General features: G+C 42.1%; 19 protein-coding genes and 1 pseudogene. 6 read left to right on the forward strand and 14 right to left on the reverse strand.

Annotation, left to right across the window (positions count from 1 at the left end):
* Positions 1-16 precede the first annotated feature (16 nt).
* On the forward strand, positions 17-337 hold the full coding sequence (locus ABOA58_RS23980) for a hypothetical protein (protein WP_350300312.1): 321 nt from the start codon (positions 17-19) through the stop codon (positions 335-337).
* A gap of 355 nt (positions 338-692) precedes the next feature.
* Here the strand turns inward: ABOA58_RS23980 and ABOA58_RS23985 are convergent, their stop codons facing one another.
* Positions 693-2,186, reverse strand: a complete 1,494-nt coding sequence (locus tag ABOA58_RS23985; RefSeq protein WP_350300313.1) for a peptide MFS transporter — start codon at positions 2,184-2,186, stop codon at positions 693-695.
* 324 nt (positions 2,187-2,510) lie between these two features.
* Here ABOA58_RS23985 and ABOA58_RS23990 point away from each other — a divergent pair, with 324 nt between their 5' ends.
* On the forward strand, positions 2,511-2,735 hold the full coding sequence (locus ABOA58_RS23990) for a hypothetical protein (RefSeq protein ID WP_350300314.1): 225 nt from the start codon (positions 2,511-2,513) through the stop codon (positions 2,733-2,735).
* 86 nt (positions 2,736-2,821) lie between these two features.
* Here ABOA58_RS23990 and ABOA58_RS23995 read toward each other — a convergent pair whose 3' ends face one another.
* Together ABOA58_RS23995 and ABOA58_RS24000 are read right to left on the reverse strand one after the other, a co-directional pair.
* Positions 2,822-3,691 carry an anti-sigma-V factor rsiV gene (locus ABOA58_RS23995; protein WP_350300315.1) on the reverse strand — a complete coding sequence of 290 codons (870 nt, stop codon included), beginning with the start codon at positions 3,689-3,691 and terminating at the stop codon, positions 2,822-2,824.
* Positions 3,676-4,191 (reverse strand): RNA polymerase sigma factor, encoded by a 516-nt coding sequence (locus ABOA58_RS24000; protein ID WP_350300316.1) that lies wholly within the window; start codon positions 4,189-4,191, stop codon positions 3,676-3,678. Before ABOA58_RS24000 ends, ABOA58_RS23995 begins: the two co-directional genes overlap by 16 nt.
* A gap of 185 nt (positions 4,192-4,376) precedes the next feature.
* On the opposite strand from ABOA58_RS24000, the gene ABOA58_RS24005 reads away from it, so the two are divergent.
* A complete protein-coding gene (locus ABOA58_RS24005; protein WP_350300317.1) occupies positions 4,377-5,783 on the forward strand; it encodes a polysaccharide deacetylase family protein in 1,407 nt (468 codons plus the stop codon).
* A gap of 102 nt (positions 5,784-5,885) precedes the next feature.
* Here ABOA58_RS24005 and ABOA58_RS24010 read toward each other — a convergent pair whose 3' ends face one another.
* A complete protein-coding gene (locus tag ABOA58_RS24010) occupies positions 5,886-6,602 on the reverse strand; it encodes a YebC/PmpR family DNA-binding transcriptional regulator (RefSeq protein WP_048686262.1) in 717 nt (238 codons plus the stop codon).
* A 258-nt stretch (positions 6,603-6,860) separates the two neighbouring features.
* Between ABOA58_RS24010 and ABOA58_RS24015 the strand changes: the two genes are divergently transcribed.
* Positions 6,861-7,586 (forward strand): DUF4261 domain-containing protein, encoded by a 726-nt coding sequence (locus tag ABOA58_RS24015; protein ID WP_350300318.1) that lies wholly within the window; start codon positions 6,861-6,863, stop codon positions 7,584-7,586.
* Positions 7,587-8,090: 504 nt separating this feature from the next.
* Here the strand turns inward: ABOA58_RS24015 and eutC are convergent.
* The 6 genes and pseudogenes from eutC to ABOA58_RS24045 all read right to left on the reverse strand — a co-directional run.
* Positions 8,091-8,816, reverse strand: a pseudogene (gene eutC, locus ABOA58_RS24020) (ethanolamine ammonia-lyase subunit EutC); the annotation flags it as partial.
* 32 nt (positions 8,817-8,848) lie between these two features.
* Complete coding sequence (locus ABOA58_RS24025; protein ID WP_350300319.1) at positions 8,849-10,213, reverse strand: ethanolamine ammonia-lyase subunit EutB; 1,365 nt, start codon at positions 10,211-10,213, stop codon at positions 8,849-8,851.
* 18 nt (positions 10,214-10,231) lie between these two features.
* Positions 10,232-11,638: an ethanolamine ammonia-lyase reactivating factor EutA gene (locus tag ABOA58_RS24030; protein WP_350300320.1), complete on the reverse strand. Its 1,407-nt coding sequence runs from the start codon at positions 11,636-11,638 to the stop codon at positions 10,232-10,234.
* Between the two features lie 18 nt (positions 11,639-11,656).
* Positions 11,657-12,928, reverse strand: coding sequence for an ethanolamine utilization protein EutH (gene eutH, locus ABOA58_RS24035; RefSeq protein WP_350300321.1), 1,272 nt, complete (start codon positions 12,926-12,928; stop codon positions 11,657-11,659).
* 140 nt (positions 12,929-13,068) lie between these two features.
* Positions 13,069-13,653, reverse strand: a complete 585-nt coding sequence (locus tag ABOA58_RS24040) for an ANTAR domain-containing response regulator (RefSeq protein ID WP_350300322.1) — start codon at positions 13,651-13,653, stop codon at positions 13,069-13,071.
* A 9-nt stretch (positions 13,654-13,662) separates the two neighbouring features.
* Positions 13,663-15,039 (reverse strand): sensor histidine kinase, encoded by a 1,377-nt coding sequence (locus tag ABOA58_RS24045; RefSeq protein WP_350300323.1) that lies wholly within the window; start codon positions 15,037-15,039, stop codon positions 13,663-13,665.
* Positions 15,040-15,313: 274 nt separating this feature from the next.
* On the opposite strand from ABOA58_RS24045, the gene ABOA58_RS24050 reads away from it, so the two are divergent.
* On the forward strand, positions 15,314-15,433 hold the full coding sequence (locus ABOA58_RS24050) for a DUF4023 family protein (RefSeq protein ID WP_048686276.1): 120 nt from the start codon (positions 15,314-15,316) through the stop codon (positions 15,431-15,433).
* Between the two features lie 51 nt (positions 15,434-15,484).
* Here the strand turns inward: ABOA58_RS24050 and ABOA58_RS24055 are convergent, their stop codons facing one another.
* From ABOA58_RS24055 to brnQ, 4 genes are all read right to left on the reverse strand, one after another.
* Positions 15,485-16,180 (reverse strand): hypothetical protein, encoded by a 696-nt coding sequence (locus tag ABOA58_RS24055; protein ID WP_350302962.1) that lies wholly within the window; start codon positions 16,178-16,180, stop codon positions 15,485-15,487.
* A 222-nt stretch (positions 16,181-16,402) separates the two neighbouring features.
* Positions 16,403-18,319, reverse strand: a complete 1,917-nt coding sequence (locus tag ABOA58_RS24060; RefSeq protein ID WP_350300324.1) for a vWA domain-containing protein — start codon at positions 18,317-18,319, stop codon at positions 16,403-16,405.
* Positions 18,320-18,334: 15 nt separating this feature from the next.
* Positions 18,335-19,201, reverse strand: a complete 867-nt coding sequence (locus ABOA58_RS24065) for an ATP-binding protein (RefSeq protein ID WP_350300325.1) — start codon at positions 19,199-19,201, stop codon at positions 18,335-18,337.
* 121 nt (positions 19,202-19,322) lie between these two features.
* Positions 19,323-20,654 carry a branched-chain amino acid transport system II carrier protein gene (brnQ, locus tag ABOA58_RS24070; RefSeq protein WP_350300326.1) on the reverse strand — a complete coding sequence of 444 codons (1,332 nt, stop codon included), beginning with the start codon at positions 20,652-20,654 and terminating at the stop codon, positions 19,323-19,325.
* A 366-nt stretch (positions 20,655-21,020) separates the two neighbouring features.
* On the opposite strand from brnQ, the gene ABOA58_RS24075 reads away from it, so the two are divergent.
* On the forward strand, positions 21,021-21,587 hold the full coding sequence (locus ABOA58_RS24075; protein WP_350300327.1) for a sugar O-acetyltransferase: 567 nt from the start codon (positions 21,021-21,023) through the stop codon (positions 21,585-21,587).
* The last annotated feature ends 33 nt before the right edge of the window (positions 21,588-21,620 follow it).

The raw sequence follows: 21,620 nt of genomic DNA on the forward strand, positions 1-21,620 counted from the left end.
CTTTATTTTTTTTAGTATGATTGTACCAAATGTTCAAGCGGCTGGATATGTATACAAATCTGGCGGAATTACTTATGATTGTACTACTGTAAAGACATTGTCAGCTGTTAAAGTAAAAAAAGCAGCTGCTCAAATGTCTTCATTTTCTAACAAAGTTAATGGATTAACTCTTGCTGTTGGTTGGTTTAATAAGTATATAGGTACAGGTATGGGTGTTTTCGCAATAGGACTAGGTATTTCAACTTCTAAATGGAATAATGCCGCTGCAGCTGGAAAAAAGCGAAGCAAGACCATTGCGTTAAAAGGAATTGGGATGGATACTCAGCTCGTTCCATAGCTAGATATTTATTTTATTAAGGAATGAGGAGGGTTTAAATGAAAAATAGATTGTACTTAGGTATTCTATTTTCGATTTATTTCATTTTAGGATATTGTATTTTTTTTATCATGGATATCGGGCCCATTCCCAAGATTGTTTTGTTTTTTGTCTTAGTGTTCACTGTGGATCCTATTAAAAAGAAGTTAAAAGATAAAGGTTTGAATCACAAACTCAAATTAAATCGATCAAATTTCAAGACAATGGAATAGGATTCCACATTCAGATGAAGCTAGGGGAAGCAAAAATGATAATAATAAAAAAAAGATGACCCCTTGTATTCAGAGGTCATCTTTCTTCTACTGCTGGCTAAGTGTTAGCGAATGCCTTTCATGTAGCCTTGAATCTTTGGTGATAAGGCCATCAGGACAAGTCCAAGGACCATTGAAGCAATACCGATCACTCCAAAATAAGCCATTTCGGTTTGAGGTGTGTAGAATCTTACGATTTGTGCGTTCAGTGCTTGTGCTGCTGCACTTGCCAGGAACCACAGGCTCATCGTTTGTGCCGAGAATGCGGCCGGAGCCAATTTTGTAGTCGCTGAAAGTCCAACAGGAGATAAACAAAGTTCTCCAAGCACTACAAGGAAATAGCTAAGTACAAGCCATAGCGGATTGACTAATGCGTCGGATCCACCAAAATAAGCAGGAAGCAGGATTACCAGGAATGATAAACCGGCGAACAGTAAACCTATTGAAAATTTTTGAGGAATGGTCGGCTGACGCTTTCCTAGTTTAATCCATAACCATGCGAATACTGGTGCAAGGGTAATGATGAACAAAGGATTCAATGATTGGAACCAAGACGGGTTTATTTCGATTCCAGCAAAATTCAACTGTGTCCGTTTGTCTGCATAGCTTGCCAATATTGTTGCACCTTGCTCTTGAATCGCCCAGAACATGACGGCTGCTATAAACAAAGGAATATAGGCAATCAATCGGGAACGTTCAACAGAAGTTGTTTTAGGGCTGCGATACATGAAAATGAAATAAAGGGTCGGAATTACGATCCCTAGGATTCCTACAAGATTAATGAAGGTTTTAATCGTTAAGATGCCTGCAGAAGCCGTGATGCCGATGATGGCAGCGATGATCAGTGCTGCTATCCCCAATTTAGTGAATACTTTTTTCTTTTCATTCTGTGATAGTGGGTTAGCAGGAAGAGTTCCCGCCAGGCCCAGGTTCTTTTTCTTTGTTGCAACAAAGACGATGAGCCCAATTAACATACCAATTGCCGCAAGTCCAAAACCAAGGTGGAAGCTGTATTTCATTCCGACTGTACCGACAACAAACGGTGAAAGGAATGCACCCATGTTGATACCCATATAGAATATGCTGAAACCGGAATCCCGGCGTTCATCATTTTCTGCGTAAATTTCCCCGACAATGCTGGAAACGTTCGGTTTTAATAGACCAGTACCAAGAACAATGAGTACCATGGAAACAAAGAACATGGAGAGACTGCCTGGTACAGCAAGGACAATATGCCCGAGCATGATCAAGATACCACCGTAAAATACGGCTTTTGAAGTCCCGAAAATCCTATCGGCGAGCCATCCGCCAATTATACCGGACATATATACTAAAGATCCGTATATGGATACAAGGGCAAGGGCTGTGGGTTCATCAAGACCTAGTCCCCCTTTAGATACTTCGTAATACATATAGTAAACAAGAATGGCCTTCATGCCATAATAGGAGAAACGCTCCCAGAACTCAGTAAAGAAAAGGGTGAATAGTCCTTTAGGGTTTCCAAAAAAACCTTTTTGAGGTACACTATCCACAATTTTCTGTTTATTTATCGTTGCCATACCTAGCCCTCCTTTTATTATTGTATAATAACTTTTATTTTCTCTGTTGTAAACAAATATTTAGTATATTTAAATAATTAATTTCAAAATAAATAGAAGTGACTTTCCACCATGCAAGCAAAATTTCACGTTTCCAAGTAAAAGACATTCTATATAGTCTAATAGGGAGTTGTCATCAATGATATATTGCCCTAACTTCAATAATGGTATTACTTTGGTTGCCATGCACTTATTAATGAGAATCGGAAATGGCATATTTTGAAAAATCCCACCACAATCGTTATATTCACCATATAATAGATATAAAAACGAGGAGGCACCATAATGTTCGGGATCATAACCGTCGTGATGATTTTTTCCATCCCTATAATCGCCATACTGACAAGCCATTTCGAAAAACAGTCAAAAACCAAACACAAGATGCTACAAGTTGAATTGGAGCTTGAAAAACTTAAACATGAAAACTTCCTTATGGAGACGGAAAAATTGAGGCTGGAACTGGATCAGATGAAATTCGAACAAAAAAGAGACGAACCAAGGTTACTGTAATCAAGTAACGTTGTTCGTCTTTTTTAATGGATATTGTGCCGTTTTAAAAACCTTCCGCCCGTCATAAGAATTACAATAGGGCCGTTTTAATGGATATATTGATCGCCAACAAGAAGGTCTGACAGCACCTTTGTCGGGATGATGAACTCGACGGCCCCCATATATCCCGGTGCAGCTTCATAGCTGTTAAACGCGATGACTAGCTTGCCATCTTCGTTTATATAAAAGTTTTGGTTTTCATTGATGCCTTTAAAAGCAGTAAGATCATCATCTTCGACCCAATATACCTTTTCCGGATCTTCAGCCATCTGCCGCTTCATCTGTTCCTTGATGTTCTCGCTGATCACCTGAAGATAGCGATCATCTTTAAATAAGCTATTTAGCGTTAAAAGCACTTCGTTTTTCTTGTCGACTGTATCGAATTGACTTTCCGTGGAACTGGAGGCCTGAATCGTATCCGTATAACGCTGTACGGATAATATCGTTTCATTATCCGTCAATATCACATATCCGCTTTCCACCGAGATATTGCCCTTTTCACCTTCCTTCAGTTTTTCCATGGATTCCGTAAATTCCTTATAAAGCTGCTTACTTTCCGTTAAATATTTATCATTCAAGCTATTTTCGAGCTTTTTATTCTCCAAACCGGATATAGCAGGCGTTTTGATTATTGCCGAGGAATTATTCGCTTCTTCTTTCCATTCGACGAAGGTAATCACTTTGATGACCTTCTCGACTATCGGAATATCACTCATGGCTTTCGCCGCTGCCGGGCTGATGTTTACGGAAGCTGTCACAATCAGAAGCGCCGCTGCCGCTGACACGAGGATATTCCTGCCAACCCTCGGCCTCTTCCTTGGCTTTTCATTCAAGGCTGCTTGAACGACATCATTCAATTCCTTTGGTATCGGTATTTTAAGATATTCTTCCCGCAGATCTTTTAATTTTTTTTCCATTTTTTCGTTTCCTCCTGTTCAGTCATGTTGATCCGCAATAGTTGCAGCGCTTTATATAATCTTGTTTTGATCGTGCTTACGTTCTCTTCCAGCACTTCCGCTATCTCGTCCAACTTCAGGTCCTCAAAGAAACGGAGGACGACTACCGTTTTGTACTTGACTGAAAGTCCTTCCAGGGCCTTTTGCAAATCCAGGTCAGGATAGTGATCCTCCTCACCGCTGCGTAAGTATTCTATTGTTTCGTCATCGGCGACGGTCAGTTTCTTTTTCTTCCGCAAAACATCCAGTGCCGTTCTGACGATGATCTTATATAACCAACTATCTATAGATGCAGCGTCTTTGATTTTGCTGCTGGAGGCTAGCGCTTTCCTTATTGATTCCTGCACGATATCAAGGGCATCCTCTTGGTTTTTGACATAGTAAAAAGCAAGTCTGTACAAATTCTCTTGCCGTTCGGTTATCCGGGCCGCGATTAATTGATTCATATCTGGATTTTTCATTGCATGATAGAGCTCCTTACATTTAAATTACGTATCCTAGGTACAAAGAATAGACGTTGGTGCAGCCATAAAAGTTTGAAAATGAGCAAGGAAATATATTAATATAAAAAAATGAAATTTTTTACAAACTTTTAAGGCTTTTGGCGCGTCTATATAGTAGAATGATTATCGAGGTGGAGTGCATCATGAGGAAATTAAATTATAAAAAAGTCTTTATTTTTCTATTTTGTCTAACAGCTGCTGTGGGAACGATGGGGTTAGCCATTAAAAGCCTTGCTTTTGATAAGAAGAGAACCGTTTCGGCCTATACAACTGATAAAAATTACCCAGAAGCCGATATTCAAACGTATGTGAAAGATAATACGAAAGGCGGGTATTCAGCCAGCAGGCCCGTTCTGCATTTAGAAAAGATCGACAAACAGCTAGAAGCCTACATAAAGAAAGAAATTAAGGATTATGAAAAGAAATGGAAAGCATCCGACGGAAAAGCTTCCGAGCTTAACCTCACCTATACGATCCTCCATTTCAGTAAACAGACCATTACGATTTCCTTCGATAAATATGAGCAAGTGGAAGGAAAGAAGCAGTCTGGAACCCAGATCTTCACTTATGATATTCCATCTCAGCAAAAGCTCTCCATAGAAGACATCTTTGCCACGGATACTGATTATTTATCCGTTTTATCCGATATTGTTTTTGAAGAGTTAACGCAGAAGGAAGAAGAAGGCATTTCAAACAGTCTCATTAAAAAGGAAAACAAACTGAAGGCAGCCAACTTCAATTCTTTTTCAGTCTTGAAAAATACGCTTGTATTCTACGTTAAGACTGATGATTCAACTAAGACTCATACAATAGCCATCAAGAAGGATCTTTTTAAAGATAGTTTGCTAGATTCATATCAAAGTCAAGATTTGAATGAGGATCGTGTAAAGGAATGGCAGCCGAAACATATCGTCGCCAAACTGCCCGTGCAAAATGAATGGATCGACCCTTCAAAAAAGGTCATTGCCTTGACGTTCGATGACGGGCCGCATCCAAGTCATACCATGTCCATTCTGGAAGACCTGAAAAAATATGATGGACACGCGACGTTTTTCGTACTTGGAAGCCGCGTACAGCACTATCCGGAAGTTCTGCAAAAAATGCTGCAGCAAGGAAATGAGATCGGCAACCATTCATGGGATCATCCGCAGCTGACGCGCTTAAGCAAGAACAAAATCGAAGATCAAATCGAAAAGACCCAAGACGCTGTAGAAAAAGCAACAGGTACTGAGCCAAATCTCGTCCGTCCCCCATATGGAGCGATTAACAATAATGTGAGGGAATACATGGAGGATATGAAAGTCTCACTTTGGGATGTCGATCCAGAAGATTGGAAAGAACGCGATGAAAAGAAAATCGTAAACAAGGTGATGAGCAAAGCCAAGGATGGCAGAATCATATTAATGCATGATATCTATCAAACTAGCGCCCAGGCTGCAGGAAAAATCATCAAACAACTGCATGACCAAGGTTATCAACTGGTCACAATTTCGGAATTGGAAAAGGTAAAGAAGGACCGTGAACTTTCCGGAATCACCATAAGTGAATAATCAAAAGGAAAGAGCCTGTTTCGTGATTCGGAACAGGCTCTTTCCTTTCAAATAAAATAAGCAGGCCTTTGATCATATAGCAAAGGTCTGCTTGTCATTTCACTAACCAAGATCTACATTATGATAAACTTGTTGAACATCTTCCAAATCTTCCAGTGCATCAATCATTTTTTCGAATTGTGCTTGTGCATCTTCTGGTAGGGTTAGGTCATTTTGTGCAAGCATCGTCAGCTCGGCCACTGTAAAATCGCTGATTCCTGCATCCTTGAATGCTTGTTGTACAGCATGGAATTGTTCAGGTTCGGCATAAACGATGACACTTTCTTCTTCTTCAATGATGTCACGTACATCAACATCCGCTTCCATTAACAGTTCAAGAACATCATCAGCCGTTTTACCTTCAATCCCGATGACTGCCGTTGCATCGAACATATAAGCAACAGATCCGCTGACACCCATATTCCCGCCATTTTTCCCAAATGCGGCACGTACATCAGATGCCGTCCGGTTCACGTTGTTTGTCAATGCATCCACGATGACCATTGAACCATTTGGACCGAACCCTTCATAACGAAGTTCGTCATAGTTTTCTTCAGAACCGCCTTTGGCTTTTTCAATCGCACGGTCAATGATCGCTCTTGGAACATTGTACGTTTTCGCACGCTCAAGCACGACCCTTAATGCCTGATTGGATTCTGGATCTGGTTCACCTTGTTTTGCCACTACATATATTTCCCGTCCGAACTTAGCATAAATCCGACTAGTATTAGCATCTTTTGACGCTTTTTTTTCTTTAATGTTATTCCACTTACGACCCATTATAAACACTCTCTTTCATCATTGATATATACGAATAGATTATTAAGATACGGCCCTATGAGAAAACCCTAAGGGGAATTCCTACGAAGATAGGCTATACGTTTACTAGATTATATTATACATCAATTGTATAATTTTGAAAAAGTCCTGCACATCCCTCACTGGCATTTATCGGTGCTTGGCACTATTTTTTTTGAAATACTATGGAAAACATCAGCAGTGGTATAGTATGAAGTGATCGGAAAGGAGAGATGATCCATGAAGGACAACCAAATCATCATCGGGATACCCGGTAAATGGAAGGACCGGACAGAAGTGATTCAAACGGTCGCTTCCCAAAGCGAAGGGTATCTGTTAGCCGGGAATGTTTTTCATAACAGTGATAAAAACATTACTTTTCAGGCAGAGATCCATGATTATGAACCCACATTAAAGGAGAGCTTTTCCTACGCCAGTAAAGACGCCTTTTCAGAGAATGCATTAGAGGAAATCAATGACCATACCTTTACCGTTTATATAATAGCCGATGTATCCGATACCGGAACTGTTATCGATTTGATCGATGCCGGGGCAGCGATCCTAAGGGCAGGCGGAATGGCAGTGAAGATAGAAACGGCTGGAATTGCCCATTCAAAGGAAGATTGGCAGCATCTTCATCATAGCCCGGATATTCTCTCGGTATATGCCCATTTTGTCACGATCATCGGAGAGGAAGACTATTATTGTTCATTCGGAATGAAAGCCTTTGGTCTTCCGGATGCCGTGACACTTAACACAATGAGTCCGAAAGAGGCGGCTGCTCTGCTTAACACATTTAATTATTACCATGTAGGTGAACGTCCTCTCTTTAAGAATGGCGAAACCTTTAGCATTCAGCAAGATGCACCCGACTTTATATTGACTGGCCTTCAGGACTTTAGATATGAAGAAGACCATCCCTTCTACAACCCGTTTGGATTATGGAATTTAGGGACAAGTAAATAGAGGAGCGATTCGCTCCCCCAGACTGCAGGCAAATTCGAATAAATCGAGTTTGCCTGCAGTTTTTATTTAAAAACGTACCAGCTGATTTCAGAAATCCGCTCCCTTTCCGCCGACTGTCTGCAAAGTCTCCTCGACGCAAGCGCCTGTGGGGTCTCGGCTAGCCAGTTAATCGGCAGGAGTGTCGCAAATTTCTTCAATCCAATAAGGGATTACAGTAAAAAACATTAAGGGTTATAAAATCATGCTTTGGGATGAGAACAGACTACAGTTTTTCTAAAAAAATCAATCCAGTTGATTGGAATGGAAGGTACGAGACTCCTGCGGGAAAAGCGCGTCTAAGGGAGACCCCACAGGCGCAAAGAGCGCCGAGGAGGCTCCCGGACCGCCCGCGGAAAGCGAGTGCCTGAAGTGGAAATCAACGTTCAAAACCATAAAGTATAACCTAGTCATAATCATGGTTTGGAATGAAACTGCTCCAAACCTCCATTTTTATACAATGTTTGTTCAACCGAGTTTTTCACGCTTTTCTTCTTCATGTTCCTTTTTTACGAGGGACATGCCGCTCGCTTGGTATTTGAGGATCTTTTGAATGACCGTGCCAAGATGTGCCCCAGCTTCAACCGGGGGAATCCCTCCTTTATGAATGTTTGAAATGACCATCCTCTCCGCTTCAATGGTGCCCAAACGTGGTTTATAGCAAATGTAAGCGCTCAATGATTCAGCACTTACCAGACCAGGCCGTTCACCGATCAGCAGGACAATGACCTCAGGTCCAAGGATTTCACCGATATCATCCATCACGGCAACCCGTCCCTTTTCAATATAAAAAGGTGTACCCGTATCCAGACCTGCCACCACCAAAGATTGTTTGAAAGATAAATAGACGTCCTCCGCATTTTCTTCGATCGCCTTGGCACTTAAGCCATCGGAAATGATGATTTGAACTGTTGGGGCCTTTATGCATTTGGCCTCTATCGCCCGCTTTGCTTCATCCGAAAGCTTCCTGCCATAATCCGGACGCCGTAAATAGACTTCCTTATCATCTGCCTTCGTTTTCACCTTGAATAAATTCAAGCGCTTCAAAAGAATATCACTGACTTCACCATATACAGCATCGACGGCCGCCGCATGGTCAAAACGGAATTTCAGCCAAGAATCCGTTTTCGGCCGGGTCCCTGACCTGCCTACACCTATCCGCGCAGGGGTTTTCGCTATCAAGGCATCCAAATCTTCCTTATTATTCATTCCCATATCATCCACTCCTAATGGTTAAATATAGTTGGATCACCAGCACGCTTCGTTAATTTTCCGTTCTCCATAATCTCCATCTTCTCCAGCCAAGCTTCATATAATGGGGCAGGCCGCTTATCCATCGTTTGCCTCAAAGTCGCTATATCGTGGTAACTCAAAGACTGATAGTTTAACATGCAGTCATCCCCCATCGGAGTTGCGATGATGAAATTCACACCAGCCGCCGTTAAAAGTACACCCAAATCCTCGATATCATTTTGATCCGCCTTCATATGATTCGTATAGCAAATATCCACACCCATCGGCAGTCCATGCATTTTTCCCATGAAATGATCTTCTAACCCGGCTCGGATGACCTGCTTGCTGTTATATAGATATTCAGGACCAATGAATCCGACGACCGTATTGACAATGTACGGATCAAAATAGCGTGCAAATCCATAGTTCCTGGCTTCGAGCGTCACCTGATCGATTCCGAAATGCGCTTCAGCCGATAACTCGGAGCCTTGCCCCGTTTCAAAATAAAGATGCTGCGGGCCTGTGCCGGTCCCATAGGCCTTGGCGATCTCATTAGCTTCTTCGAGCAATTGTACGTTAATTCCAAAAGAGCGATTGGCCGTTTCCGTTCCGGCTATGCTTTGAAAGATCATATCAGCAGGCGCCCCCTGCTGTACGGCCTTCATTTGTGTGGTCACATGCGCAAGCACACAATTTTGGGTCGGGATGTTCCACTTCTGGATGACATCCTGTGTCGCATGAAGCAGCCGCTTTACGCTTTCAACCGAATCATCGACAGGGTTGATTCCAATGAGTGCATCCCCGATTCCATAGGAGAGGCCTTCTTTTAAAGATGCCAGCATGCCATCCACATTGTCAGTCGGGTGGTTAGGCTGAAGGCGCGAAGCAAGCGTTCCTTTGTATCCGATCGTGCTATTATTCTTGGTGAGCACTTCGATTTTATTGGCTGCATGAATAAGGTCGAGGTTCGACATTAACTTGGCTGCCGCAGCAATCATCTCACTATTCAATCCCCTGCTTAATCGCATTAAATCTTCACCGGTCGTTTCGTCACTCAAAATATATTCACGCAGCTCGCCAACGCTCCAATTCTTCACAGATTGATAGATGGTTCCATTGATGAGACCATCTATGATCCGCGAAACCTCATCCTCTTCCGGGGAGAGCAAGGGATAGTTCCTAATGTCCGCCAAAGTCAATTCGCTAAGCACCGCTTTTGCCGCAATCCGTTCTTGGACAGAATCTGCTGCAATTCCCGCAAGCCTATCTCCTGATTTCTCTTCATTCGCTTTGGCCAGGACTTCTTTCAACGATTTGAATTGATGGATTTCCCCAAAGTATTGAGTGGATAATTTCATCGTATAATCCTCCTTTTCCTAACTGTGAAAGGTTAGCGTTTTTACTACAACCGGAACGACCCCTGTCCGCAGCAGCCTTCCTATATCCAAATAATCACCATGTTCGACTTCTGTCTGATCAATGCAGATGACCGGCAGATCCGGTTGGTTCGCTAGAATGGTTTGACCAAGTGCCTTCCCATAATCACTATCCATGACAATGATCAGAGGCTGCCGCCAATTCGGTTTTTGCTTCAGTGCCTCGGTAAAAGCGACTGCGAGCCGGTGAATGTCCCGAAATGATTGATAAGGTAAATTCGTTAAATAAAAAGCAAAATTCAACCCCTCCTGCAAGGCGTCGTATATTGTGATCGCATCCTTAACAGCTTGTGCCATTTTCGCTGTTACATCCTCAAGCACGCCATGAAAATCGACCCGATAGACTGGGATATTACGAACTGGCAGATGAGAATCATTCACCTCGATGGTTGCTCCGCTGATTTCAGTTGTATGTGCGCCTGCTCCAAGTACAGTCGCCCGAACCGTTTCAACGGGCTGTTCCCACTCCCAGGCAGCCAGTTCTTCATTTCCCTTAATATAGGCCGCAAGCATCATGCCGATATCCCGGAAGCTTTTGTCCTCCCGTTCTTCATGATAGATGCAATCACTGACACCGCCCGAGAACATCAACACATCGATTCGTCCTGTCCAAGATGGCTCCCTCCCCACTAATAGAAGTTCATCTTCTTTTGTGAATGAACCAGCCAAAAACCTCGATAGCACCCTAGTCATTTCATTTGCGATGATTGCCCCATCACCATTCAAAGGAGAATACCCCTTTGATTTCAGCCATTTCCCTATTGAAGGAGCAACCTTCACCTTTGCTCCCTCCCACTCCACCAAACGGCCTCCTATATGCAGTGTGCAAGTTCCGCAAAGCATGCCAGAACGGTATACGGCGATATTCGCCGTTCCCCCGCCAATGTCTATGTTCGCTACAGTCTTTCTTGTCTTGATGGAATGTTGATAGGCGCCAGATCCCTTGGCGGCAATGATTCCCTCCAAATCCGGACCGGCTGCCGCTACAAGGAATTCTCCCGCCGCTTTAGATAACCGGTATACCATTTCTTCTGCATTTTGTTTGGTTGCCGTTTCCCCAGTGATGATGACAGCCCCTGTTTGTATGCTTTCGATCGTGATTCCTGCTTTTTGGTATTCACTTTCCACCATTCTTTGAACAGCAGGTATATCAATTACCGTCTCGGATAAAAGCGGGGTCCTGAAAATGGGACTTCGATACAGAATTTCCTTATCGGTAATTTCGATTTTTGGCACCTGTCCGCCACCCGCCACATTCCTAAGCGAAAGCTCGCTGATAACAAGTTTCGTCGTACTGGTGCCAATATCAATTCCTGCACTGATGATTCGTTCCACCTTTTCATTCATTAAAATCACACCCCAGTTTTATACCACTTGGATTTCATTGCTGTTTTCTTCCTCGTTTTTCGTTTTATATTCATTTATGCCGATAACTCCTGCTGCACGATCCTTTTCTTCTAATTCCAAAGCTTTCGGAACGGACAGCCAGTAAGCAAGACCGATTCCAATCGCTCCGGCAGATAGCTTTCCGACAATGATCGGTAATATTAAAGAGGGCTGAAAGTTGGCTGTGAATGATAAATGATCGCCTAATAGGAAGGCCGCACACACAGCGAAGGAAATGTTTATGACCTTATCCTTCGGCGGCATTTCTTTAACAAGCTTGAACATTGCTAATATATTTGCTACCGTGGCTAATATCCCTGCACTCCCAGCTTTGCTCAACCCAATTTTCCCGCCCATCGCTTCCAATGGCTTGCCTGCATATTTTTGAATCAGGTAAATCATTGGAAATGCACCTGCCAGCATTATCCCGATATACCCCGCCGTTTCCAGGGCACGGAACTGGTCTGCCTTATCAGCCATGATCGGATGGAAACCCCAAGCACCAAATACATTGGAAAACAGTCCGGTAAAAATTTCCACGATTGAAAACACGAGTACAAGTTTAATTGCGGCATCCAATATTTTTCCAAACCACATGAAACCTTTGATCATCAAATCCGGCAGGAAATAAAGACCTAAAGCGAGCAAGACTACAAAAATAAGAAGAGGAGAAAGATTCAGGGCAATTTTCAAATAGCTCAACGCGAATTCGTATGTAGAATCCGCATTTGTGGAAATCACTTCACGGATTTTCGAATTCGTTGCCACCACCAGCACGCTTGAGATAAAAGCGCCAATCGGAATCGTCAGGATTCCTGACATGACACCAAGTGCCATGTATTTATGATCACGTTTCTCCAGCATCGCAAGCCCCATTGGAATCGAGAATACAATCGTTGCCCCAGACATAAAGCCGACAATCATCGCCATGATCCAGCCTTCATATGATTCCTTCAGCTCGGCCGCTAATTGGTAACCCCCCATATCCGTCGCCAAAATCGTTGTTGCGGCGAGGGCTGGATCTGCACCGATCGCAGCGAAAACCGGGCCGCATACTGTATTGATGAACCATGATAAATAAGGGATCGAGGCCATGATTCCAGCTGCCGGAATAAATATATGGCCAACGGTATGCAAACCTTCCATGAACTGTTTCCCCAAGCCTTGCTCACTGTCTTTAATCGATGCAATAGCACCGACAACAGCACACACCATAATGATGTAAATAACGATTTTACCTACCATCTCCATACATATTCCCCCTGAATTCCGATTTGATTTGGCCTATCGACTTTAAAAAAGGGTATAAAAAAGACGCCTCTTATAGCCCAAACTTAGGTTTTTCGGCAGAAAAGCCTACAACCAATTTGGTCCATCAAAGCGCCATTGCTTCATCTATTTACTTGTTTTTGATCATTTGCAATGATTCGACGTGCCACCGTCTCCATGGAAAGCTGCTTATCCATACTAAGCCTTCTCAGCTTATTGTAAGCGATTTCTTCTGTTACATTCTTCCTTTTCATGATAATACCTTTTGCCTTTTCAATGACTTTACGATTTGTGAGCGTTTCATCTAATTGAGCATTTCGTTCCTGATACTTCTTTGTATTGGCAGCTTGCAGCAATGCTATCTCCACTGCCGGAATCAAATTCGCCTCCGTAATTGGCTTAACAAGATATCCGACGATATTCGCGCGCTTCGCCTCGTCGATATATTCACGCTGGCTGAATGCAGTTAAAAGCAGGACCGGAATCTGAAAGGTATTGGATATCACATCGCTAGCCTTAAGCCCATTCATTTTAGGCATTTTAATATCCATCAAAACGAGATCCGGCTGTAGTGCATGTGCCATTTCAATTGCCTTCTCGCCATTACGGGCATGTCCAACCACATCGAAGCCTGCATCCTTGAGCATGATCGTTATATCAAGCAGAACAATCGATTCATCCTCCACGACCAAAATCCTCTTGACCACTTCTCCCACCTACCTCTTGTATGGAAATCTTACAGAAGCCAGGGTACCTTCTTTAATCCGATGAATCAAAAACTCCCCATCCAAATCGTTTTCCACCGTCATACGGATGATATCCAGCCCCAAAGAGGGTTTCATTGCAGGTGAATACCCGATGCCATCATCTCTTACTTGAATTTCCAATTCAGGACCATCCTTATGAAAGCATACGGTAATCTTCCCTTCCGCCCCTTCCTTGAAAGCATGCTTCACACAATTATGGATGAGCTCATTCACCACCAGCGCGACAGATATGCCAATGTCGGAATCAATGGAATGAAACTCACCACCACTATATTCGATGCTTAGGCTTTGACGGGTATGATCCTCCGTATGAACAATCATATCGCCTATTTTCCTAATAAGCTCCAGCAGATCCACATGGTCGACATGACTGCTTGCCAAAATGATTTCGTAAACCGACGAGATGCTTAACACCCGGTTCAGACTGACCAATAAATGGGGCTTGATTTCTTCAGGGGCCCCTATCCTCATTTGCAGCCGAAGTAAACTGGCCACTGTCTGCAAATTATTCTTCACCCTATGATGAATTTCACGAATGGCTACTGATTTGCTGATCAGCTCTCTCTCTTTATCCCGCAGTTCAGTCAGGTCACGGATGATGATGAACGTTTCATTGGAATTCTTGTTGCCCAAATGGAATTTCTTTATTTGGAAAATCTTTTTACCAATGTTCATTTCCTTCATTAAAATGTCCTCTTTTGAAGCAAGAACATCGGCAAAGTCAGGAAAATATTCGAAAATCGATTCACCTAAGACACATTCCTTCATGCATATTTCCGATACTAAATTAATGGCAGAAGGATTCGTATAGACAAGTCGATTTTGATTATTAATCAGGAAAATGGACTCCTCGATAAATTCAGGAACCAAGGAATTTTGTTGATCTTGCCTATCAAACTGATTTGACGTTTCAGGTTCTTCATGAATCACCTTTTCCATGATTAAAACGGCGATGACCCGATCGCATTCCCCCTTGATTGGAACGACACTTTGCTGGACCATTGCCCCCTCTTGAGTCAATGCCCGATTCACGAACATGTCCTTTCCGGTGCGCAATACATAAAATACGGCCGGTTCAAAAGCCTTATAGGCAAATTTCCCGACAACCGGATGATCATAAACCGATTTCACGGAATGTCCGCATGCCTCTGCCACGACAATGGCATGCTTCCCTTCACGCACCGGACAATCAATAAACACATTCGCTTTATTCAAATTAGCTATCAATGATAAATTCGTTGATAGGTTTTCAAGAATTTGAATATCACTGTCCAGTAAATGAGTATGCAATTCACATAAATCTCGGACAGTCATTGTCCGTTCCATAGGCAAAACCCCAATAAACGTTTATTCATGGATATTATTATTGATTATTATAGATACCGACCCTATTTTTGTCAATATTCAAAATATTCTAATGTAATGTATTCTAACATAGATAACGATATTTAAAACGATTGATCCACATTCTTATCAACTCACTTGTAGAGCAAAGTTACCACTTTAAGTCCATATATGACCACCGTTACTTTTTGCATACTCATGAATTCCACCTCTTCTGGTTATAGTAAAAAAGAAAATAACGGAGGAGGTACATTCCATGAAAAGTTCAAAGGAGTTTGTTGAAAGCATTCAAGAGCAGCAAAAAAAGGAAGAAGGCAATATGCGCCGTCAAGGCAATGGGAATCCCGCTCAGAAATTACCGAATAAAAAACATTAATGAAGCCCTTCTTTAAAATATCCCAGCCTTAAATTTCAGGCTGGGATCCCTTTACTCCGATGCACTTTTTTTCTTCTTCATCTCTTCGATTTCTTTAGAAAATGTTTCTTCTATCTCTTTTTTATTTCCATATAAAAAGAGGTTATCCCCTAATTTAATTTTATACTCATATAACTCTTTCCTGATCTTCACTTCTCCGCTTTCAATAAATAAAATATTGATGTCGGCTCCATCTGAAATGACATCAAATGCTTTGACATCGATGAATTCGGAATCCTCATAAATATCGATCTCCATGACGACGTCTTCCTCTTCTAAAAATAGGACCTCCTCTATCGGGTGTTCCCATAATTCATAATGATTGTACATTTCACTTTTCATCTTATTCGATAATCTATTATTCAGGAATGGAGCTTTCACTAAAACCACCAGGACCACCAGTATCCCTATAATGATGCTTAACTCCATCAAGCGGAGATCATCTGTAAGCAATGTACTAATCGATGAAATGATGACAGCAAGTGAGAAAGCACCAAATAAAATCAAGAACATGCTTATTTTCCTTCGAACGGGATGATCAATAATCGATTTTGACTCGTCAGTTGTAAAACCAGTACCCGTCAGCATGGAGATAACCTGAAATCTTGCCACTGTACTTTTTAATCCAGTCAATTTCATCAAGGTGACCGATATTTCAATAACAAGAATAATGATTATAAGATAAAGCAACATAAAAAGTAAATTCATCAAAACGATCACTTCCTCATTTATGGTTTACCCTAATACGCCAAAAGAAATCGCATTCGTTGTTTTTCATGTCTCCACCAATATATTCACTTAATGCAAATAACTGGCATTAAAACAAAAAACACAGTAAGATCTCATTGAATCTTACTGTGTTTTATTCTTTATTCTAATCAGGATACCTTTTTCCGTTCTAATCTTGCTTTTCGAGGGAAACTTGATTTCTCAAATGGTCTTCAGCAGCAGCTTTTTTAACAACGGTGTAAATTGCTCTGGCAATTCAGCTACGCTTGGAATCATTAGGCGTTCTTTTCCATAGATGTTTTTCATCGTCATTTCTTCACTTTCATCGATGCCTCCATCGGCTAAAAACAGGCCGATGACTTCTATGCCTTTTTTCCTGGCTTCCGAAACAGCAAGATGTGTATCGACAATGCCATTTTGATCATAATCGGCAGCTGCCGGCTCACCATCGGAAAATACGAGCAAGAAACGGTTTTTTTCGCGTCTTTTTTCCAATTCCATTGCGGCAACCCTGATACTGTATCCGTCCCGGTTGTCTTCCTCAGGTTCAAGCTGCATGATTTTAGCTCCTGAGTTTAGATAAAGAGAATCGGAATGGGATTGGATCACATGGAAGTAGTTTGGCTGATATCCTTCTCTCACTTCATTTGCATCTTCCCAAAATCCCACGATCGAGTGGGGGATCTTTAATTTCTTCAGTACTTCATGAAACAGGACCACTCCTCGTTTCGTTTCATCCATCTTGTTATGCATGGAAGCCGAGCAATCGATAAGCAATGTGAATACGGCATCCATTTCATTTGAATCCTGGTTCTTTTTATAAAAAACCCGAGGATTCTCTTCAAATACAAGCGGCAGTAATTTTTTAGATAAACGGCCAAAAACCAAATCTTTTCTTGGTGCGTTCTTTTTATTTTCCAGTGTTTTTTCAATTGTACTGGAGAGTTTTCTCTTAAACGGTTCGATATCCGCAACAAACTCACGGTAGCGTCTCTCTTCCGTTATTGTTGGAATTTTTGCTTCCTTGATTACCTGAACGACGTCTTTATTTTCTTCACCAAATGGATGTTCACCACTTTTGCCCATATTGGTTTGTTTCTTCTCCAGCGTTTCCTGCTGATTGTATTCCTTTTGTTGACTTTCCCCTGATGAACCCTGGATCGAAGCCAGTGCTTGGTCGGCATCTTCCGCTTCCCGGGCACCGCCGCCCATCAGACTTGTTTTCGTTCCCTGCTCCAATTCAAATTGAAGAAATGTCGAATTGCTCTCGCCGTTCTTATTCTCCCGGTGCCAAGTCGAGAATTTCTCATCAATGAACTCACTTTTTTCTTCGTCTGCCTCTTCTGTATCATCGTTCAACAGTTCATCATTTCTAGTCAGTTCATCAAATAAGGTATTTGCCTTATACTTTTCCACCTTTGCAATGGGGAAGATGAAATACTCATTCATCGTATCCTCGTATCCATCGTTGACACGGAAAACGATTTGCTCGCAAATCCTCGTGATATCACTGGTTTTAGTGGCTTCAAAGACGGAATGGATGAACGGTTTGAGTTTCTCCAGTTCTTCAAGCTGCCTTACATTGGCTCTTGGAAAAATCGGATCCGGCCTGTCAGATTGAAGCAGTAAATATATGAGGCAGTATAATTCATCCAGTGCAAAACTTCTTGTGACATTCGTCGCCAATTGGCTTTCGAAATATTGTTTAAGGTAAGCCCCCCTTACCGAAAACCATTTTTTCGTGCCTGGTCTTTCTTTCTTCACCAATTCTTCCAATCGCAAATCTTCCAGCAAAGCGAATAATTGGGCTGCAAACTTCGGAAGTGAACTTTCCCCGATGCTGTCCTGGTACTCCTTCATGCTCTGGATTGTGGTATGATGCAGCGTGCCTATCGTTCGAAGAAGCACGTCCGTTTTCAGCCCCGCTTCCTTCACTTCCTTATTGCCATTTTCCCAAAAATGGCTGGCAGTGACCTTATTCTCGATCAGATCAATGAAGGATCCATAATTGTATTCGAATTCCAGCTCAGGAATGCCGGATAAAACAGTCGAAAGATCCTGAAGCTGTAAAAAAAGTGCCGTATCTATTATTGAATCATTGAACCTGATATACTTCATGAGGCATTCTCCTAGTTAGAATAATGTGTCAGCCAAGTTCTTCACGAACTCACGCTCCCGTTCCTCGTCCAACTTATCCACAATGGAACGAAGAATCGCCCGTTTCGGCGGGATCAACACACTTAGATCGCAAGCATCAAGCAAAGCCCTAATTGACGCCGCATCTTCAGCCACCTTCCCTTGATTCACGGCATTTATCAAATCACTCGACAGTTTAACGAACAAATCAATACTTCTTGGGTCCTTCAACTTTGTATTGGTTTCTATCAATTGCTTTAACTGCTCTCCTTCAATATAAGGAACTTCAATGACGACAAACCTATTTTTTAGCGCTTCGTTCAGCGGCACTGTCCCGACATACCCTTCGTTGATTGCAGCAATCACATTAAAGCCTTCTTTTGCCGTTATGACTTCATTCGTGAAGGGATTCGTTATCGTCCTTCTGTAATCAAGCACACCATTGATAAGCGGCAGAGTTTCCGGTTTTGCCATGTTGATTTCATCTATATATAGGAAGTGACCGTGATTCATCGAATTGGTCACTGGTCCAGGTACGAATTCTATCACTTGTTTTTCCTCTTTGTAAGCCAGCGTCTTGAAGCCCAATAAGCTTTCGGCATCCAAGTCGACTGAGCAGTTGACGCTGAACATCGGCTGATTGAATAAGTTCGATAAAGTCTCGGCAAACTTTGTCTTTCCAGCCCCTGTCGGACCCTTCAAAAGGATATTCTTCCCCATACTCAAGGCCGTGATGGCATCCACCATCAACTCCATCTCGGGAGGCAGATATCCGCCGCTCCTGATCAATTCCTCAAATTGAGCAGGATTCTTTTTGCTTGTTTGTAAAATATTCGCTATTTCTTTTGGTAATCGATTGATCATTATGTTCCTACACCCCTTTCTGAACATTTTAAGGCTCTTTCCCATTAAAAACAAACACTAAGAAAAGGAGCTGTCATCAAGACAGCTCCTTTCAAGATTCGATGTTAGAGAATGATACCCCTTAATAGGCTTCCTTAGGGTCACCTTTCAATAGGTATACCATATAGCCCAATACACCGCCAATGATGGCGGGAATCACCCACCCTATCCCTACACTATATAGTGGAAGGTATTGAGTGAAAAGGTCAGAAACGGCATCCAGTTTAATCCCTGATGCCACTATTCCATCCATTATGCTGATGATGGCCGTTAATAATAAGCTTCCTAAATATACCTCCGATTTCCCTTTGAATAAGGAATGGAAGAACGTAAGAACAATCAAAACGATCGCCACGGGATAAAGCGCCGTTAACACAGGCACTGTAATGGAAATCAGCTTGGTCAAACCTACATTGGCAACAGCCGCACTGAAAACGGAGAAGATGACGACATATGATTTATACGATACGGCAGGCAGTATTTTATTGAAATACGTAGCACAAGCCGTTATCAAACCGATGCTTGTCGTCAGGCAAGCAGCGATCACAATCAACCCTAACAACACGGCACCAGCCGGTCCAAAAAAATGATTCGAGGCTTGGGCCAAAACGTCTCCGCCATTACCCAGTTGACCGAGTTTTTCCACACTTGTTGCCCCGACATAAGTTATAGACGCATAAACGATCACCAACAAGGTGGCAGCTATTAAGCCGGCTTTCATACAGAAGCCTAACACTTCTTTTCTTGATGTTATCCCTCTATCTTTGATCGCGTTGATGACGATGATCCCAAATGCAAATCCGGCCAGCGTATCCATAGTCAAATATCCTTCTTGAAATCCCTTGAAGAAAGAATTATCTGAATAATCTGCCGTTGGTGACTGGATTTCACCCATTGGGTTAATGATGGCGACCACAATGAGAATCCCGATGAAGATCAATAATAAAGGTGTTAATATTTTTCCGACGATATCGAGCATTTTTGATGGATTGATGGATAATAAACAGGCAATTCCAAAGTATATGATTGTGAAGATCAGCAATGGTAAAAAACCGACATCATTAGATAGGAAAGGTTTAATCCCTATTTCGTAGGACACACTCCCCGTTCTCGGAAGCGCGAAAAGCGGTCCTAAAGATAAATAAAGAACGACTGTGAAAATGATGCCGAATAACGGGTGAGCCCTGCTTGCAAGCGATTGGACATCATTTTTCCCCGAAAAACCAAAAGCCAATATTGTAATGAATGGCAATCCAACACCAGTAATGATGAACCCTAAACTGGCCGACCATAAATTGGTCCCGGCGGATTGACCGAGCATCGCAGGGAAAATTAAGTTTCCTGCACCAAAAAATAAAGCAAAAAGCATTAATCCTGTTACAATGACAAAAGACAGCGGTGCTTTTTGTGACATATAGAGCCCTCCATTGTTTTGTGATTATCTTAACGAAGAAAAGAGTTGTCCATCAATTTCCGGTAAAAAAAGTGACATGAACTTCGAACGATTCTACTTATCTGTTAAAATGGACCTTCATGAAACTATGAATCATCCATAACTCTCCTAACTATAAAATCCGGCGGAACGTTTGTCAAAGCTATTTCATTCATTATTCGGAAAAATCTTTCTTTTCTTACTTCTTTTTAAGAAAACGAGAGAGGCATTTAGATTCAACAGAAAAGTTGAGTAAAAAGTACTGCAATTTATTTTGCAGGAAAAATGTTTTAATATTCAGATATCTATCTAAACTATACAAAAAACAAAGAAACAGGAGGAGTAAACATGAATACTGAAAAAGAAAAAATGGTAAGCGGGAAACCTTACATGGCCGCTGATCCGGAATTAATCAGAGATAGGGAAAATGCCAGAAAGTTGACCCGGTTATACAATCAGACAACGGAAAGCGAAGGAGATGAACGGACTGCACTGCTGAAACGGCTTTTAGGTTCCACTGGGCTAAATGTATATATTGAACCCACTTTCCGTTGTGACTATGGATACAACATTTCTGTCGGGGAAAACTTTTATGCTAATTTTGATTGTGTCATTTTGGATGTTTGTGAAGTGAAAATTGGCAGGGACTGCATGTTGGCTCCCGGAGTGCATATCTATACCGCCACACATCCACTGGATCCCTTTGAACGCAGTTCTGGAGTGGAATACGGAAAACCGGTTACGATAGGGGATCATGTATGGATTGGCGGAAGGGCCATCATCAATCCTGGAGTTACAATAGGGAGTCATTCCGTCGTCGCCTCAGGAGCGGTCGTAACAAAGGATGTTCCTGAAGGCGTTGTTGTCGGCGGAAACCCAGCTAAGGTCATCAAGCATATTGAAGGAATTAAATAAGCAGAGCCCACTTGAGTGGCTCTGCCCCTTGTT

It is taken from the genome of Peribacillus frigoritolerans (assembly GCF_040250305.1).
GTDB lineage: Bacteria > Bacillota > Bacilli > Bacillales > DSM-1321 > Peribacillus.

Coding starts and splice junctions, on each gene's coding strand:
- ABOA58_RS23980 (WP_350300312.1), top strand. CDS start 17: ATGATTGTACCAAATGTTCAAGCGGCTGGATATGTATACAAATCTGGC.
- ABOA58_RS23985 (WP_350300313.1), bottom strand. CDS start 2,186: ATGGCAACGATAAATAAACAGAAAATTGTGGATAGTGTACCTCAAAAA.
- ABOA58_RS23990 (WP_350300314.1), top strand. CDS start 2,511: ATGTTCGGGATCATAACCGTCGTGATGATTTTTTCCATCCCTATAATC.
- ABOA58_RS23995 (WP_350300315.1), bottom strand. CDS start 3,691: ATGGAAAAAAAATTAAAAGATCTGCGGGAAGAATATCTTAAAATACCG.
- ABOA58_RS24000 (WP_350300316.1), bottom strand. CDS start 4,191: ATGAAAAATCCAGATATGAATCAATTAATCGCGGCCCGGATAACCGAA.
- ABOA58_RS24005 (WP_350300317.1), top strand. CDS start 4,377: ATGAGGAAATTAAATTATAAAAAAGTCTTTATTTTTCTATTTTGTCTA.
- ABOA58_RS24010 (WP_048686262.1), bottom strand. CDS start 6,602: ATGGGTCGTAAGTGGAATAACATTAAAGAAAAAAAAGCGTCAAAAGAT.
- ABOA58_RS24015 (WP_350300318.1), top strand. CDS start 6,861: ATGAAGGACAACCAAATCATCATCGGGATACCCGGTAAATGGAAGGAC.
- ABOA58_RS24025 (WP_350300319.1), bottom strand. CDS start 10,213: ATGAAATTATCCACTCAATACTTTGGGGAAATCCATCAATTCAAATCG.
- ABOA58_RS24030 (WP_350300320.1), bottom strand. CDS start 11,638: ATGAATGAAAAGGTGGAACGAATCATCAGTGCAGGAATTGATATTGGC.
- eutH (WP_350300321.1), bottom strand. CDS start 12,928: ATGGAGATGGTAGGTAAAATCGTTATTTACATCATTATGGTGTGTGCT.
- ABOA58_RS24045 (WP_350300323.1), bottom strand. CDS start 15,039: ATGGAACGGACAATGACTGTCCGAGATTTATGTGAATTGCATACTCAT.
- ABOA58_RS24050 (WP_048686276.1), top strand. CDS start 15,314: ATGAAAAGTTCAAAGGAGTTTGTTGAAAGCATTCAAGAGCAGCAAAAA.
- ABOA58_RS24055 (WP_350302962.1), bottom strand. CDS start 16,180: ATGAATTTACTTTTTATGTTGCTTTATCTTATAATCATTATTCTTGTT.
- ABOA58_RS24060 (WP_350300324.1), bottom strand. CDS start 18,319: ATGAAGTATATCAGGTTCAATGATTCAATAATAGATACGGCACTTTTT.
- ABOA58_RS24065 (WP_350300325.1), bottom strand. CDS start 19,201: ATGATCAATCGATTACCAAAAGAAATAGCGAATATTTTACAAACAAGC.
- brnQ (WP_350300326.1), bottom strand. CDS start 20,654: ATGTCACAAAAAGCACCGCTGTCTTTTGTCATTGTAACAGGATTAATG.
- ABOA58_RS24075 (WP_350300327.1), top strand. CDS start 21,021: ATGAATACTGAAAAAGAAAAAATGGTAAGCGGGAAACCTTACATGGCC.